Genomic DNA, 13,776 nt, shown 5'->3' with positions numbered 1-13,776 from the left:
GCGACTCCGCTGTTACACGAACGGGGCGCTGCCGCAACGGCCGGGCCCTAGGTTTGACCCACCTGGATGGCCCAGGCCCCGACCGGCACCGAAGGACCTCTCCGTGAGCACCGTCAGCCGCCGCACTCTCGTTCGCGCCGCCGCCGTTGCCGCATGCGCCGGAAGTCTGCTGGCGCTGCCCACCGCCGCCGCCCTGGCCGAGGGGGTGCCCGCGGCCTCGTCCGCGCACTCCGCGGCCCCCCGGGCGATCCTCGTCAAGAGCCTCTCACTCGCGGACGGGGTCTCCACGGCGAAGGTCTACCGCGCGGCCAACGGCGCCTACCAGGCCGAGATCCTGGCGGCCGACGGCACCAGGACGGCCACCCTGACCAGCCGTGACGGGGTCACCGCCTTCGGCGGCTCCGGCGACCTGCACGCGGCACTGGACTCCTCCGGGCGGCTGACCTCGTGGGTGGGGGACGTCCGGGCCCAGGGCGGCGACCACACCGTGGCGGGTGACGGGCACAAGACCGGGACCCGCAACGAGGCCCACGGCGGGCAGGTCGTCCCGGCCTCCGTGCCGCGGAAGGCGGCCGCCGGGGACACCCGCGTCGTCGCCGACGGCTCCGGCAGCGGGCGGCGGCTGGGTACCCTGGCGGACGGGCCGGGCGACGGTGTGCTGCTGCTCGGCGCCGCCGGCGGGATCGCGGCCGTCGGCGCAGCCGGGCTGGGCTTCGCGATGCTGCGCCGAGGGCGCACCGACAGCTGAGACCGCTGGGAAAAACGGTTGTACCTCCGCATATGGTTGACGCGACCGGCCGTCGGACCATCGCGGACAGAAGGGCACAGGGGCTGTGAACAGGTTGCGCTCGCATGTCTTCGCGCGCCCGCTGCTCCCCCTCCTCGCACTGGTCCCGCTGCTGGCGGGCTGCGGGGACACCGGCGGGCTGGTGAGCGCCGGCTCCACGCCGACCGCGAGCGGACCCGTACATCTGTGGCCCGACCGCCGCGGGGCGTCCGTACCGCCCGCCGATCCGGGTGGGGCGCCACCCGAGTACGTCAAGGGGATCCCGCCCGTCCGCGACCAGGACGTGCACGCCGTCGACCCGGTGGCCCTCGTCCAGGCCGAGCTGCGTGCCCATCCGGGCACCGTGACCGGCGCGGACGGCATGCCGCCGCGGACGGCGGCCGCGATCCAGGAGTGCCCGAAGGACGAGGACGAGAAGGAGCCGGAGGCGTGCCCGGTGCTGAAGCCCTACTACCGGGACCTCACGGGCAACGGCAAGGACGAGCTGATCGTCGGCATCGAGTTCCCGGACAAGATGATGTCCGTACGGGTGTACACGGCGGACGCGGACGGCCGGCTCAACCGGATCATGGCGACCACGGAGACCGTCATCGCGGTGGAACTGGCCGGGGGTGACGTGATCCTGCGCGTGCCCAGCGGCAACCGCGGCTACGAGCTGATCACCGCCTGGTCCTGGGACGAGAAGCAGCTCACCATGCTGCCGACGCGCGAGCAGATCGTGCGGGTGCCCGGCAATCCGCAGGCCCCGGGGAGCCGGGAACCCGCTCCCGCGCCGGACCGGCCGTGAGGCCCGCGAAGCCCCTGCGGCTGCCCGCCTGGACGGCCACGCTGACCTGGAAGTCGGCGTGCTTCATCGTGGTGATGTGCTGCTCGCTGGCGGCCGTGCTGGGCGCCCTCGTGCACGTGGAGGTGACCCGGCAGACGGTGGCCACGGCGCGGGAGAAGGCGCTCGGCAGGCTGCTGGAGGTCTCGCGCGCCTACGAGGCGGGCGAGCCGCTGCCGCGCGGTTCCTGGCTGGATCCCGCCGGGCTGCCGCCCGAGCTGCGCAAGCTCGCGGTCAGCGGGCGCCGGGGCACTGTGGTGGCGGACCACCGGGGCCGCCCGACCATGTGGGCGGCGGGCCCGGCGGACGGCCGCGCCCTCGCGACCACCGTCGACTACGGGCAGAGCGCCCGCACGATCAGCGGGCTGGACAACGCGATCATCGGATCCTCGCTGCTGGCGATCGGCGGCACGCTGCTGGTGGGCGCCTTCGCGGTGACCCGCGTGACCCGGCGACTGCACCTGACGGCGGCCGTGGCCCGGCGGATCACCCAGGGCGACCTCGACGCGCGGGTGGACGACCCGCGCACGAGGACGCCCTCGCGGCACCAGGACGAGGTGGCGACGGTGGCCGCGGCGCTGGACACCATGGCCGGGAGCCTGCAGTCGAAGCTGGAGAGCGAGCGGCGGTTCACGGCGGACGTGGCGCACGAGCTGCGCACACCGCTGACGGGTCTGCAGGCGGCGTCGGAGCTGCTGCCGGAGGGGCGGCCGACGGAGCTGGTGCGCGAGCGGGTACGGACGATGCGGCAGCTGACGGAGGACCTGCTGGAGATCTCCCGGCTGGACTCGGGCAGCGAGGTGGTGGAGAGCGATCTGCACCAGCTGGGGCGGCTGGTACGCCGGGTGGTGCGGGCGTCGGGGACGGACTCGGAGGTGGTGATCGTCCGGGACGCGCACGTGGAGACGGACCGGCGGCGGCTGGAACGGGTGCTCGGGAACCTGGTGGCCAACGCCCACAAGCACGGGCGGCAGCCGGTCGTGCTGACGGTGAACGGGCCGGTGGTGACCGTACGGGACCACGGGGACGGGTTCCCCGAGTACCTGGCGGCGCACGGCCCGCAGCGCTTCCGCAGCGGGGGCAAGGGCCACGGGCTCGGGCTCACCATCGCGGTGGGCCAGGCAGCGGTGATCGGGGCCCGGCTGGAGTTCCGCACGGCGGAGGACGGTGGCGGCGGCGGCCTGGCGGTCCTCCGCCTCCCGGGCCACTAGCCTCCCGGCCGGGGCCGACTCGACGCGTGCGGGCTCGGCGGTAGCGGCCGGACGCGCCGGGGCGGTGGTGGGCTGCGCGGCCCCTACGGCCGGAGCCGGGCGCTCGCCGGGGCGTCTCCTCGGGCGCCGAACGTGACGAGGGGTCGGAAAGTCGGGCGGCAGTGCGTTCGGCGCCCTGCGGGGATCGCCCCGGCACACACCCGGCCCCGGCCTCCGCGCGCTGCCCGGGCACGGGCTCGGCGGGGTGTCCGGTCCTGGGTTCACAGGGTCGGCGGCTCCCCCGTCGCGGGACCGGGCGGAGGGCGGGGACGGGTGTGTGCCGGGGTGTCCCCGCAGGGCGCCGAACGCCTTGCCGCTGCGCGTTCCGACGCCCCGTCACGTTCGGCGCCCGAGGAGATACCCCGGCGCGCGCCCGGCCCCGGCCGGAGCCCCGCCCCGGCACACCCTGCCACCGCCCCGACCGGATCCCTGCCCGACGCTCACGCCCCCGGCCGGCCGGAGCCCCGCCCCGGCGGAGCCGGCCCCGATCCCGAGCCCGGCTCGATGCTCGCGGCCCCGGACCGGCGGTTCAGGCGTGCGGGGGCTTCGTCCAGGGCCAGCGGATCTTGGGCTTGGTGCCCGAGGGGCGGTAGTCGTACTTCCAGCCCTTCTGCAGGCCGAGCCGCTTGGAGTACCCCGCCGGGACGCGTTCGTACAGCAGTACCGTCGGCGGGCCGCCCTCCGGCGCCGGGACGGGGATCTCGTACCACTTCGGGGGGTGTCCGGTCGGGCCGAGGAGGACGGGGAGGACCCGGCCGTCCATCGGGCCGCCCTCGAACGGGGTCGGTTGGCTTCTCACCCCACCAGTGTCACAGCAGGTGGGCGGCCTCGGACACCACCGGGATCACACGGCGGGCCAGGACCCCGACCGGGCCGTCGGCCGATTCCAGGGCGAGGGCGGCCCGGGCGGCCGCGGCCGTCTCCGGGTCCGTGGCCGCCGTGGCCGTCAGCAGCGCGACGAACTGGTCCAGCAGCCAGTCCCGGAGGTGCTCCACCTCGGGCTGCTTGCCCTCGTCGATCCAGATGAGGGACGCCGCCTCGACGGCCGTGATCCACGTACGGACCATCATGCGCAGCCGGGGTCCGGGAGCCGGTACGCCCAGGTGGAAGAGGATCTGCTCGGCCGCGGCCCGCCGGATGCCGTCGACCGTCGCCGTGGTGCGGGAGGTCTCCACGACGCTGCCGCCCTGGAGGAGGGCGGCGAAGCCGGCGTCGTGCTCGTCGACGAAGGCGAGGTAGCGGTCCAGGGCCCGGGACAGCCGCCGGGTCAGGGGCCCCTGCTGGGGTTCGGCGAAGCACAGTTCGAGGAGTTCGGCGGCGGAGCGGAGGGCGGCCTCGTAGAGCTGCTGCTTGCCGCCCGGGAAGTAGCGGTAGACCAGCGGGCGGGACACCCCGGCGGCCTCGGCGACGTCGTCGAGCGAGACCTCTTCCGGCGCTCGGTGCGCGAACAGCGAGAGGGCGGCGTCGAGGAGCTGGGCTCGCCGCTCCTCGACGCTCAGCCTGCGGTACGCGCGTACGGTCATGTCCGCAGCGTAGCCCCGCGGGCGCCGGACGAGTGGAGGTCCTGCGGATCGGGCCCGGACCGCGGCCCGGCAGGATCCGGATGGGACGGCCTACGCCAGCAGCCCCGAGCTCTGCCAGAGCCGGCGGCCGACCCCGCGCAGCACACCGATGTCGTCGAGGAAGTCGGTGAGCCGCTTCGCTCCGCTCTGCATGACCTCGCGGCGGTGGCCGCTCGCCTTCACCTGGGCGACGGCTTCGCGGCGGTCCAGGCCGATGTTGTCGTAGACGGCCGGGTTCACGAAGGCCAGCGAGAAGACGCGGGCGGCCTCGCCGCAGCTGATCCGGGTGAGTTCCTGCTCCCAGCGCGGGGCCGTGAGCATCTGGCGGCGCAGTTCCTCGCGGGCGTAGCGGACGTGCCGGGCCTCCTCGATGACGTGGATCCGGGTGACGCCGCGGACCAGTGGCTGGATGCGCTCGTCGGGGAAGGTCAGGCGCTGCATCCAGTCGAGGATCTCCTCGCCGAGGAGGGTGCAGGCGAAGGAGCCGGGGGTGGTGGAGACGGTCTTCAGGATCCGGGCGAGGTTGTGGTTGACGCGGGAGACCGGGTACTCGGGGGCGCCGGCCTTCTGGATCATGCGGGCGAACATCATCGAGTGGCGGCACTCGTCGGCGATCTCGGTGAGCGCGTAGCGGACGTGATTGCTGGTCAGGGACTTGTCGTAGATGTGTCGGACCAGGAGCTGCATGAGGATGATCTCGAACCAGATGCCGAGCGAGCCGAGCGCCGCCGCCTCGTGGCGGGAGAGGTCGATGCGCTGCTCCTCCCCCATCTTCTTCCACAGCGGGGTGTCGTAGAGGGAGAGGAGTTCCGGCGGCCAGTAGTACTTGCCCTCGATCGGCGGGGCGTCCCAGTCGAGTTCCTTGTCGGGGTCGAAGGAGTGCTTGGCCGAGGATTCGAGGAGTCGCTCGGCTATCTGCTCGCGGTCCTTGAGCAGGCCGAGGGCGTCCCCCAGCGCAGCGCGTTCGGTCACGGTCGTCATGGGTTCGGACACCTCGTCGTCGAGTTACCGGCGGTCTCCTCTTATGAGACTGCCTGTCAGCAAGGTCGTCAATCCCTCGCGCACGACTTGTTGACCCCGTGTCTACCAACGTGTGACGCTGCCAACTGTCCGGTCCCACACGGCAGTACGTGAGACGAGGGGGCGTCAGTGTCGACGCACGAGCTCTACACCGAGAACCCGGGCGAGCCGGTCTGGCAGGTACCCGCCGCCGGCTCCGCCCGCTTCAGCTGGGAGTACGCCGACGGCCGCGAGCGGCTCCTGGCGCTCTACCAGAAGGGCAAGGACAAGCAGTGGGACGGCGGCAAGCGCATCGACTGGGACATCGAGGTGGACCCGTACGACGCGCTGGGCACGCCCGAGGAGGCGCTGCCGCTGTACGGGACGCGGCACTGGGCCAAGCTCACCGCGAAGGACAAGGGCGAGCTGCGCCGGCACTACGCCTCCTGGAACTTCAGCCAGTTCCTGCACGGCGAACAGGGCGCGATGGTGTGCGCGGCACGGATCGTGGAGTCGGTGCCGGACCTGGACGCGAAGTTCTACTCCGCCACGCAGACCATGGACGAGGCCCGGCACGCCGAGATCTTCGGGCGCTTCCTGCACGAAAAGGTCGGGATGCTGTACCCGATCAACGACAGTCTCCAGGGGCTGCTGGGCGACACCCTGCGCGACTCCCGCTGGGACATGCCGTACCTGGGCATGCAGGTGCTCATCGAGGGGCTGGCGCTGGCCGCCTTCGGCCTGATCCGCGACACGACCACCAAGCCGCTGCCCAAGCAGCTCCTGGCGTACGTGATGCAGGACGAGGCCCGGCACGTGGCCTTCGGGCGGATGGCACTGCGCGACTACTACAAGCAGCTCACGGACGCCGAACTGCGCGAGCGCGAGGAGTTCGTGATCGAGGGCTGCTACCTGATGCGGGACCGGCTGCTCGGGGTGGAGGTGCTGGAGAACTTCGGGATCGCGGCCAAGGAGGCGACGCTGCTCAGTGAGCAGTCGGAGTTCCTGCAGCTGTTCCGCAAGCTGCTGTTCAGCAGGATCGTGCCGTGCGTGAAGGACATCGGGCTGTGGGGCGAGCGGCTGCAGCGGGCCTATCTGGACCTCGGTGTCTTCGACATGGGCGACTCGAACCTGGACCTGCTGATGAGCCAGGACGAGGAGATCGCCGAGGCCCTCGACCGCGAGCGGTTCGCGGCCGAGGAGGCGGCGCGGGTGGCCGAGGTCGAGGCCGCCATAGCCGACGGGTCGGGCGCCCCGTAGCGGGGTGCCCGGGCTCCCTCCCCGGCGGCCGGGCCGGGTGTCAGCCGGTCGCCAGCGCGGCCTGCATCACCGCCCGCGCGATCGGCGCCGCCGCGCCGTTGCCGCTGATGTCGCCCCGGTCCGCCGACGCGTCCTCGACCACCACCGCGACCGCCACCTGCGCCGACACCGTGCCCTCGGCCCGGGCCCAGGAGATGAACCAGGCGTACGGGGTCCCCGCGTTGCCGACCCCGTGCTGCGCGGTGCCCGTCTTGCCGCCGACCACCGCGCCCGGGATCGCCGCGTTGCGGCCCGTCCCGTTCTCCACCACCTTGACCATCAGTTCCTGCAGCCGGACGGCGGTGGCCGGGTTCATGGCCCGGCCCAGGCTGCGCTGGTCGCCGCGCCGGACCTGGGAACCGTCGTCCTGGGTGGTCCGTTCCACCAGGTAGGGGTAGGTGAGCTCGCCGCCGTTCGCGACGGCCGCCGCCACCATCGCCATCTGCAGCGGTGTCGCCGTGGTGTTGAACTGGCCGATCGAGGACAGGGCCAGCTGGTCCTGGCTCATGTCGGTGTCGAAGTTCGACCGGGACACCCACGAGGGCACCCGCAGCCCCTCGGTGTTGAAGCCGAAGCGCCGCGCCGCCTCCACCATCCCGCGCAGTCCCACCTGTACGCCGATCTTGGCCATCACCGTGTTGCAGGACCACTGCACCGCCTCCGCCATCGAGGCGTCCTCGCAGCCGGTGCCCGCGTTCGGCAGCAGGGTCCTGGTCCCGGGCAGCGGGTAGGGGTCGGGGGTCCGGGTCGGCGCGTCCACATCGGTGACCACGCCCGCGTCGAGTGCGGCCGCAGCCGTCACGATCTTGAAGGTGGAGCCGGGCGGGTACGTCTCGCGCAGCGCCCGGTTGAGCATCGGCCGGGCGGGGTCCGCGTTCAGGGCCGACCAGGCCTCCTTGACCTTCGTACCCGTGCCGGAGAGCACGGCGGGATCGTACGACGGGCTGCTGACCAGGGCGAGGATCTTCCCTGTGGCCGGCTCGACGGCGGCCACCGCGCCCCGCTTGCCCGCGAGCCCGGCGTACGCGGCGCGCTGCATGCCGGCGCGGACGGTGGTGGCGGCGTTCCCGCCGGCGGGGCGGCCGCGGGCCAGTTCGTACCAGAGCGGGAAGGCGGAGAGCCCGGGGTCGGTGCCCGACAGGACCGCGTCCTCGGCGCGCTCGACGAAGCTGGTCCCGTAGATCTGGGAGGAGAAGCCGGTGACGGGCGCGTAGAGCGGGCCGTTCGCGTACGTCCGTTCGTAGCGCAGCAGTTGGCCGCTGTCGCGGGAGCCGGTGACGGGGCGCCCGTCGACCAGGATGTCCCCCCGCGGTTCGGCGTAGCGCTCGATGGCGGAGCGCTTGTTGGCCGGGTTCGCGCCGTAGGCGGCGGACTCCCAGACCTGCACGCGGGCGATGTTGACCAGCAGGGCGACCAGCAGGAGGGCGCAGAAGTACGCGCACCAGCGGATGTAGCGGATCACTCGGCCGGCTCCTTCGCGGGGCGGGGTCTGCGGGCGCTGTCGCTGAGCCGGACCAGCAGGGCGACGATGATCCAGTTGGTGACGACGGAGGAGCCGCCCTGCGCGAGGAAGGGCATGGCCATGCCGGTGAGCGGGATCAGGCCGGTGACGCCGCCGGCGATGACGAAGACCTGGAGCGCGACGATCGAGGCGAGCCCGGTGGCGAGCAGCCGTCCGAAGGGGTCGCGCAGGGCGAGCCCGGCGCGGAAGCCGCGGGCGACGAGGAGCCCGTAGAGGAGCAGGATCGCGGTGAGGCCGACGAGGCCGAGCTCCTCGCCGGCGGTGGCGAGGACGAAGTCCGACTTGGCGGCGAAGCCGATGAGGAAGGACTGGCCGTGCCCGAGGCCGGCGCCGAGGAGGCCGCCGGCGCCGAAGGCGAAGAGGGACTGGGCGAGCTGGCCGGGGCCCTCTCCGCGCTCGATGGAGGCGAAGGGGTGCAGCCAGTCGTCCACCCGGCCGTGCACGTGCGGTTCGAAGGTCCCGACGGCGTACGCGCCGAGGGCGGCGAGAAGCAGTCCGATCGCGATCCAGCCGATCCGCCCGGTGGCGGTGAACAGCATGATCACGAACAGTCCGAAGAACAGCAGTGAGGTCCCCAGGTCCCGCTCCAGGACCAGCACACCGACGCTGAGCAGCCAGATCGCGAGGATCGGGCCGAGGACGCGGCCCGGGAGGAGCCGGAGCTTCCAGAAGAGCCGACGACCGGTGAGGGCGAGCGCGGTGCGGTTCGCGGCGAGGTAGGCGGCGAAGAAGACGGCGAGCAGGATCTTGGCGAACTCCCCCGGCTGGAAGGAGAGCCCGGCGAACCGGATCCAGATGTGCGCGCCGTTGACCGCCGGGAAGAAGACGGGGATCAGCATCAGGACGAGGGCCACCGCGACGGAGAGGTACGCGTAGCGCTGGAGCACCCGGTGGTCGCCGAGCAGCGCGACGACCAGTACGAAGAGCGCCACGCCCAGCGCGGACCACAGGAGCTGGTCCCCGGCGGTGAGGTGCCCGGGAGTGGTCGCGTCGAGGCGCTGGATGAGGACGAGGCCGAGGCCGTTGAGGAGGGCGGCGATGGGGAGCAGGAGGGGGTCGGCGTACGGGGCCCGCAGGCGGACGGCGAGGTGCGCGAGCAGGGCGGCGACGCACAGACCGGTGGCGTAGCGGGCGGCGGGGCCGGGGATGCGGCCGGTGGTCGCGAGGCCCACGCAGAGGTGACCGAGGACGGAGATCAGAACGGCTCCGGCGAGGAGGGTCAGCTCGACGCCGCGCCGTTTGGGGGCGCCGGCGCCCGGGGGCGGGGGCGGGGCGGGCTCCGCCACCTTTGCCGTCAGAGCGGTCATGCACCGAAACGTAGCAAGCGGGCGGATGATATGTCCGCTTATGCCATAGTGTGCCGAAGAGTCGTCATAAACGGTCGGAAGTATCGGAAGTAACCCCGCACGTGAGGAGCCGAGACGCATGGGACCTGTGGAATTCATCGTCCTCGCCTTCCCGGAGGAACAGCTGCGGGCCCCTGCGGTCGAGGCCGTGATGGGACTGCGCAAGACCGGGGTGGTCCGGCTGATCGACGGGATCGTGGCGACGAGGACGGCGTCGGGGGAAGTGCTGGCGGCCGAGTTCGACGAGTTCGTCGAACTGAACGGCCTGCTGACGGGCCGGGACGTGGCGCGGCTGATCGGGCCGGAGGACATCCAGGAGGCGGCGGGGCTGCTGGCACGCGGGAGCTGCGCGCTGCTGCTCGTCGTCGAGCACCTGTGGGCCGAGGACGCGGCGATCGCCGTACGGGCCGCGGGCGGCCGGATCGTCGGCTCGGTCCGCATCCCGCCGGACCGGGTACCGGCGGATCCACGGGCGGGGGTGGCCTGATGTTCATCCGCCCGATGGGAGTAACGGTCCGCGCCGCGAACCGCCCGCCGGGGCACCCGCTGCTGCGGGGCCTGCTGGCACGGGCGTCGGGAGCGGCGGAGCCGACGGCGGGCTCGGTGGGAACACAGGGCCCGGAGAGTGCCACGAGCCCGGCGGGCACGCCGGACCGGGCCGGGGCACAGGTCGAGCGGCCCGCGACCGGGGCGCCGGTCGAAGCTCCGCCCGAGCCCCCGCAGCCGGACGAGCCGGAGCCGGGGCCGGAGCCGGGGCCGGGGCCGGTGATCCCGCCCGGACCCGCCCCGGCCGGCCTGGTCGCGGAGCTCACCCAGCTCGCCGGCCTGGCCCGCGAAGGCCTGCTGACCCCCCAGGAGTTCACGACGGCCAAGGCCCGCCTGCTGCGGGGCTGACCGCGACGGCCGCGACAGCCGCGACGCAGACCCCGGCCCGGGCGACAACACCGTCCCGGCGCATTGTCGGTGGCCGGATCCACAATCGACCGCATGAGTGACTACTACGACCTGTTCCTGACGGTGGAACTGCCGGAGGACCTGCCCGAGCCGGCAATGCGGGAGCTGAGGTGGCTCCTGGGCGAGGCGGAGGCGCCGACCCAGCTCGTATCGGCCGACTGGGAGGCCTGGGGGTACCCGTGGCAGGTCTTCGACGGCGGCACCCCGAGCCACGCCTTCGACGGTGTGGACAGCTCGTCCCTGCTGCGGACGGACAGGACGTACGCGGACGGCGGCACGCCCTGGGCCCTGACCGTCCGGACCTGCGTCCACGAGGACGAGTTCGGGATCGTGATGGAGGTCGTCGAATGGGTGCTCGAGCTCGCGACCACCCGGGGGTGGGTCGGCTTCCTGCGGCATTCGGCCTCGGACGGGGTCCAGCACCTCCTGCGCCACGAGGACGGGTTCGCCGTCGTCGACGTCCGCGCGACGGGGCGGCCCGACCGCGTGGTCTTCGAGTAACCGCGCACCACGGGCCGTCGGGTTCGGCCGTCGCCCCTCGCGGCCTCGCGGCGGCTGCTTGACTACGGCGCATGGAAACCCCCCGTACGGACGGCGCGGCGCCCCCCGTCGACCCCGAACTGGGCCGCGCACTGGCCGCTCTGGGCGAGGCGGTACGCGAGCCGCTCACCCCCGAGAACCTCGCGGCCCAGCAGGAACAGGACCTCGCGACCCGGGCCCGGCCGACGGTCCGGGAACTCCGGGCCGACGGCCTCTTCGAGGTGGAGGAGCTGCGCGTACCGGGACGCGGCGTCACGCTCGTGAGCGCCCGACCCGCAGGGACCACCGGCCCGCTCCCCCTGCTGTACTACATGCACGGCGGCGGCATGGTCGTGGGCAACGCCCCGTCCGTCGTCCCGCAGCTGCTGCACGAATGGGCCCTCCCCCTCCGCATGGCCGTCATCTCCGTCGAATACGGCCTGGCGCCCCGGGTCCGGTACCCCGAACCGGTGGAGGACTGCTACGCCGGCCTTGTCTGGGCGGCCGAGCACGCCCACGAGCTCGGCATCGACGCGGACCGCATCGTCATCGGCGGCAAGAGCGCGGGCGGCGGCCTCGCCGCGGCGCTCGCCCTGCTCACCCGCGACCGGGGTGGCCCGGCGCCGATCGGCCAGCTGCTCCTGTGCCCGATGCTCGACGACCGCGGCACCACCTTCTCCAGCCACCAGATGGCCGGTGTCGACATCTGGGACCGCACCTCCAACGCCACCGGGTGGCAGGCACTCCTCGGCGACCGCTTCGGCGCCCCGGACCTCCCGCCCTACGCGGCCCCCGCCCGCGCCACGGACCTGTCCGGGCTCCCCCCGGCCTACATCGACGTCGGGTCGGTCGAGACCTTCCGGGACGAGGACGTGGCCTACGCCGACGCCCTCTGGCGAGCCGGCGGCCAGGCCGAACTCCACGTATGGCCCGGCGCCTTCCACGGCTTCGACAGCCTCGCCCCCGAGGCGGCCCTCAGCCGGGACGCCCGCGACGCCCGTACGCGCTGGCTCCGACGCGTACTCACGCAGTCCGAGAACCGGGAGACGTAGGCCCCGCGAGACGCAGGTCACACGCGCCCATGTCACAGGAGGCCGGGCCATCTCGTCTCGGGGGTGTAGCCAACGACGACCACCGAGGAGCACACCATGGACGCGCGACTGAACCTCTTCGCCGGCCCGACCACCGGCAAGGCCCTGAAGCACCTCATGTCGGCCGGCAAGGTGATCAAGGAGTCGCCGCTGCCGGCCGCGACGCAGGAGCTGGTGTCGCTGCGCGTGAGCCAGATCAACGGCTGCGCCGTCTGCATCGACATGCACACCAAGGAAGCCGCGGCCGCCGGCGAGACCCCGGTACGGCTGCACCTGGTGGCGGCGTGGCGTGAGGCCACGGTCTTCACCGAGGCCGAGCGTGCCGCGCTGGAACTGGCGGAGGAAGGCACCCGGACCGCGGACGGGGCGGGCGGGGTGGCCGACGAGGTGTGGGCACGGGCCGCCAAGCACTACGACGAGGAGGAGCTCAACGCCCTCGTGCTGCTGATCGCCTTCATGAACATGGCGAACCGGATCAACCTCATCACCCAGCAGCCGGGCGGCGACTACGTGGCCGGGCAGTTCCACTGAACGCCACCGGCGAAGACTTGCCCTCCCCCACCGCCACCCTGATGATCATTCAGGACCGCTGGGGGAGGGAGGCCGACATGAGCAAGGTCGAGGAGTTCGAGGACCTGCGACCACTGCTGTTCTCGATCGCGTACCGGATTCTGGGCAGCGTGAGCGAGGCCGAGGACGCGGTGCAGGAGACCTGGCTGCGCTTCGACGCCTCGGCGACCCGGCCCGCATCCACCAAGGCCTTCCTGTCGACGACGGTCACCCGGCTCTCGATCGACGTACTGCGCTCCGCGCGGGTGCGTCGCGAGGAGTACGTCGGACCGTGGTTCCCGGAGCCCCTGCTGAGCGATCCCTACCAGGACCCGGCGCGGTCGGTGGAGCTGGCGGACTCGGTGTCCATGGCCGCGCTGCTGCTCCTGGAGCGGCTCAGCCCGCTGGAACGCTCGGTGTTCGTCCTACGAGAGGTCTTCGCCTTCGGCTTCGACGAGGTCGCCGCGGCGGTGGGCCGCTCGGAGGCGGCCTGCCGCCAACTGCTGGTCCGGGCGCGGCGGCACATGGAGGCCAGCCGGCCGAGGTTCCGGGCTGAGCGTCAGGAGCGGCAGGAACTGGCGACGCGGTTCCTGGACGCGATGAAGGACGGCGACATCACCGGACTGCAGCGACTGCTGGCCGCGGACGCCCAACTGGTCGGGGACAGCGGCGGCAAGGCCCCGCAGCTGGCGAAGACCATCAACGGCGCGGAGAACGTGGCCCGCCTGCTCGCCGCGTTCTTCCCCTGGCTGTCCCGCATCGGCGTGACCGCCGAGCCCCACGACGTGAACGGCGAGCCGGGCGCGATCGTCCGCGACCCGGAGGGCCGGGTGCTCCACGTCCTGGCCTTCGAGATGCTCGACGGCAGGATCAGCACCATCCGCTCGCTGGTCAACCCCGACAAGCTCTCCCACCTGGGCCCGGTGGCGGACGCCTGGGCGATCACCCGCGCAATCCGCGAGGCCCGCCGCGCGGCGAGGTGACGGGCGCGGGGCGGGCGGGGGGCGGGGGGGGCGGGAGCCGATCGACCGGGGTCGGACGGTGGGGCGGGGGCTCCGGAGAGCGGGAGCCACTC

General features: G+C 73.1%; 15 protein-coding genes. 10 read left to right on the top strand and 5 right to left on the bottom strand.

Annotated elements, in window-relative coordinates:
- The first annotated feature begins 103 nt into the window (after positions 1–103).
- From ACXNSR_RS26260 to ACXNSR_RS26250, 3 genes are all read left to right on the top strand, one after another.
- Positions 104–748, top strand: coding sequence for a hypothetical protein (locus ACXNSR_RS26260; RefSeq protein WP_458637892.1), 645 nt, complete (start codon positions 104–106; stop codon positions 746–748).
- A gap of 85 nt (positions 749–833) precedes the next feature.
- Positions 834–1,574 carry a hypothetical protein gene (locus tag ACXNSR_RS26255; protein WP_458637891.1) on the top strand — a complete coding sequence of 247 codons (741 nt, stop codon included), beginning with the start codon at positions 834–836 and terminating at the stop codon, positions 1,572–1,574.
- Positions 1,571–2,821, top strand: a complete 1,251-nt coding sequence (locus tag ACXNSR_RS26250; RefSeq protein ID WP_458637890.1) for a histidine kinase dimerization/phospho-acceptor domain-containing protein — start codon at positions 1,571–1,573, stop codon at positions 2,819–2,821. The genes ACXNSR_RS26255 and ACXNSR_RS26250 overlap by 4 nt, the downstream gene beginning before the upstream one ends.
- Before the next feature lie 568 nt (positions 2,822–3,389).
- On the opposite strand, the gene ACXNSR_RS26245 is transcribed toward ACXNSR_RS26250, so the two are convergent.
- From ACXNSR_RS26245 to ACXNSR_RS26235, 3 genes are all read right to left on the bottom strand, one after another.
- Complete coding sequence (locus ACXNSR_RS26245) at positions 3,390–3,659, bottom strand: hypothetical protein (RefSeq protein WP_458637889.1); 270 nt, start codon at positions 3,657–3,659, stop codon at positions 3,390–3,392.
- 10 nt (positions 3,660–3,669) lie between these two features.
- Entirely contained in the window at positions 3,670–4,383 is a 714-nt protein-coding gene (locus ACXNSR_RS26240) for a TetR/AcrR family transcriptional regulator (RefSeq protein ID WP_458637888.1), read from the bottom strand.
- A gap of 90 nt (positions 4,384–4,473) precedes the next feature.
- A complete protein-coding gene (locus ACXNSR_RS26235; protein ID WP_458637887.1) occupies positions 4,474–5,403 on the bottom strand; it encodes an AurF N-oxygenase family protein in 930 nt (309 codons plus the stop codon).
- A gap of 168 nt (positions 5,404–5,571) precedes the next feature.
- On the opposite strand from ACXNSR_RS26235, the gene ACXNSR_RS26230 reads away from it, so the two are divergent.
- Positions 5,572–6,681: a ferritin-like domain-containing protein gene (locus tag ACXNSR_RS26230; RefSeq protein WP_458637886.1), complete on the top strand. Its 1,110-nt coding sequence runs from the start codon at positions 5,572–5,574 to the stop codon at positions 6,679–6,681.
- 40 nt (positions 6,682–6,721) lie between these two features.
- Here the strand turns inward: ACXNSR_RS26230 and ACXNSR_RS26225 are convergent, their stop codons facing one another.
- Together ACXNSR_RS26225 and ACXNSR_RS26220 are read right to left on the bottom strand one after the other, a co-directional pair.
- The gene (locus ACXNSR_RS26225; protein WP_458637885.1) at positions 6,722–8,182 is read right to left on the bottom strand and encodes a penicillin-binding transpeptidase domain-containing protein; all 1,461 of its coding nucleotides are present in this window, start codon (positions 8,180–8,182) and stop codon (positions 6,722–6,724) included.
- Positions 8,179–9,549, bottom strand: coding sequence for an FtsW/RodA/SpoVE family cell cycle protein (locus tag ACXNSR_RS26220; protein WP_458637884.1), 1,371 nt, complete (start codon positions 9,547–9,549; stop codon positions 8,179–8,181). The genes ACXNSR_RS26225 and ACXNSR_RS26220 overlap by 4 nt, the downstream gene beginning before the upstream one ends.
- A 118-nt stretch (positions 9,550–9,667) precedes the next feature.
- Here ACXNSR_RS26220 and ACXNSR_RS26215 point away from each other — a divergent pair, with 118 nt between their 5' ends.
- The 6 genes from ACXNSR_RS26215 to ACXNSR_RS26190 all read left to right on the top strand — a co-directional run bounded on the left by ACXNSR_RS26215 (position 9,668) and on the right by ACXNSR_RS26190 (position 13,684).
- Positions 9,668–10,075, top strand: a complete 408-nt coding sequence (locus ACXNSR_RS26215) for a DUF6325 family protein (RefSeq protein WP_458637883.1) — start codon at positions 9,668–9,670, stop codon at positions 10,073–10,075.
- The gene (locus tag ACXNSR_RS26210) at positions 10,075–10,482 is read left to right on the top strand and encodes an SHOCT domain-containing protein (protein ID WP_458637882.1); all 408 of its coding nucleotides are present in this window, start codon (positions 10,075–10,077) and stop codon (positions 10,480–10,482) included. The genes ACXNSR_RS26215 and ACXNSR_RS26210 overlap by 1 nt, the downstream gene beginning before the upstream one ends.
- A 93-nt stretch (positions 10,483–10,575) precedes the next feature.
- Positions 10,576–11,043: a hypothetical protein gene (locus tag ACXNSR_RS26205; RefSeq protein WP_458637881.1), complete on the top strand. Its 468-nt coding sequence runs from the start codon at positions 10,576–10,578 to the stop codon at positions 11,041–11,043.
- A 71-nt stretch (positions 11,044–11,114) separates the two neighbouring features.
- A complete protein-coding gene (locus ACXNSR_RS26200) occupies positions 11,115–12,113 on the top strand; it encodes an alpha/beta hydrolase (protein ID WP_458637880.1) in 999 nt (332 codons plus the stop codon).
- A 96-nt stretch (positions 12,114–12,209) separates the two neighbouring features.
- Complete coding sequence (locus ACXNSR_RS26195; RefSeq protein WP_458637879.1) at positions 12,210–12,683, top strand: carboxymuconolactone decarboxylase family protein; 474 nt, start codon at positions 12,210–12,212, stop codon at positions 12,681–12,683.
- Between the two features lie 77 nt (positions 12,684–12,760).
- On the top strand, positions 12,761–13,684 hold the full coding sequence (locus ACXNSR_RS26190) for an RNA polymerase sigma-70 factor (RefSeq protein WP_458637878.1): 924 nt from the start codon (positions 12,761–12,763) through the stop codon (positions 13,682–13,684).
- The last annotated feature ends 92 nt before the right edge of the window (positions 13,685–13,776 follow it).

The organism is Streptomyces sp. NC-S4 (assembly GCF_054353315.1).
The sequence above is the reverse complement of the archived record's forward strand: the minus strand, read 5'-3'. Positions and strand labels throughout refer to the sequence as shown.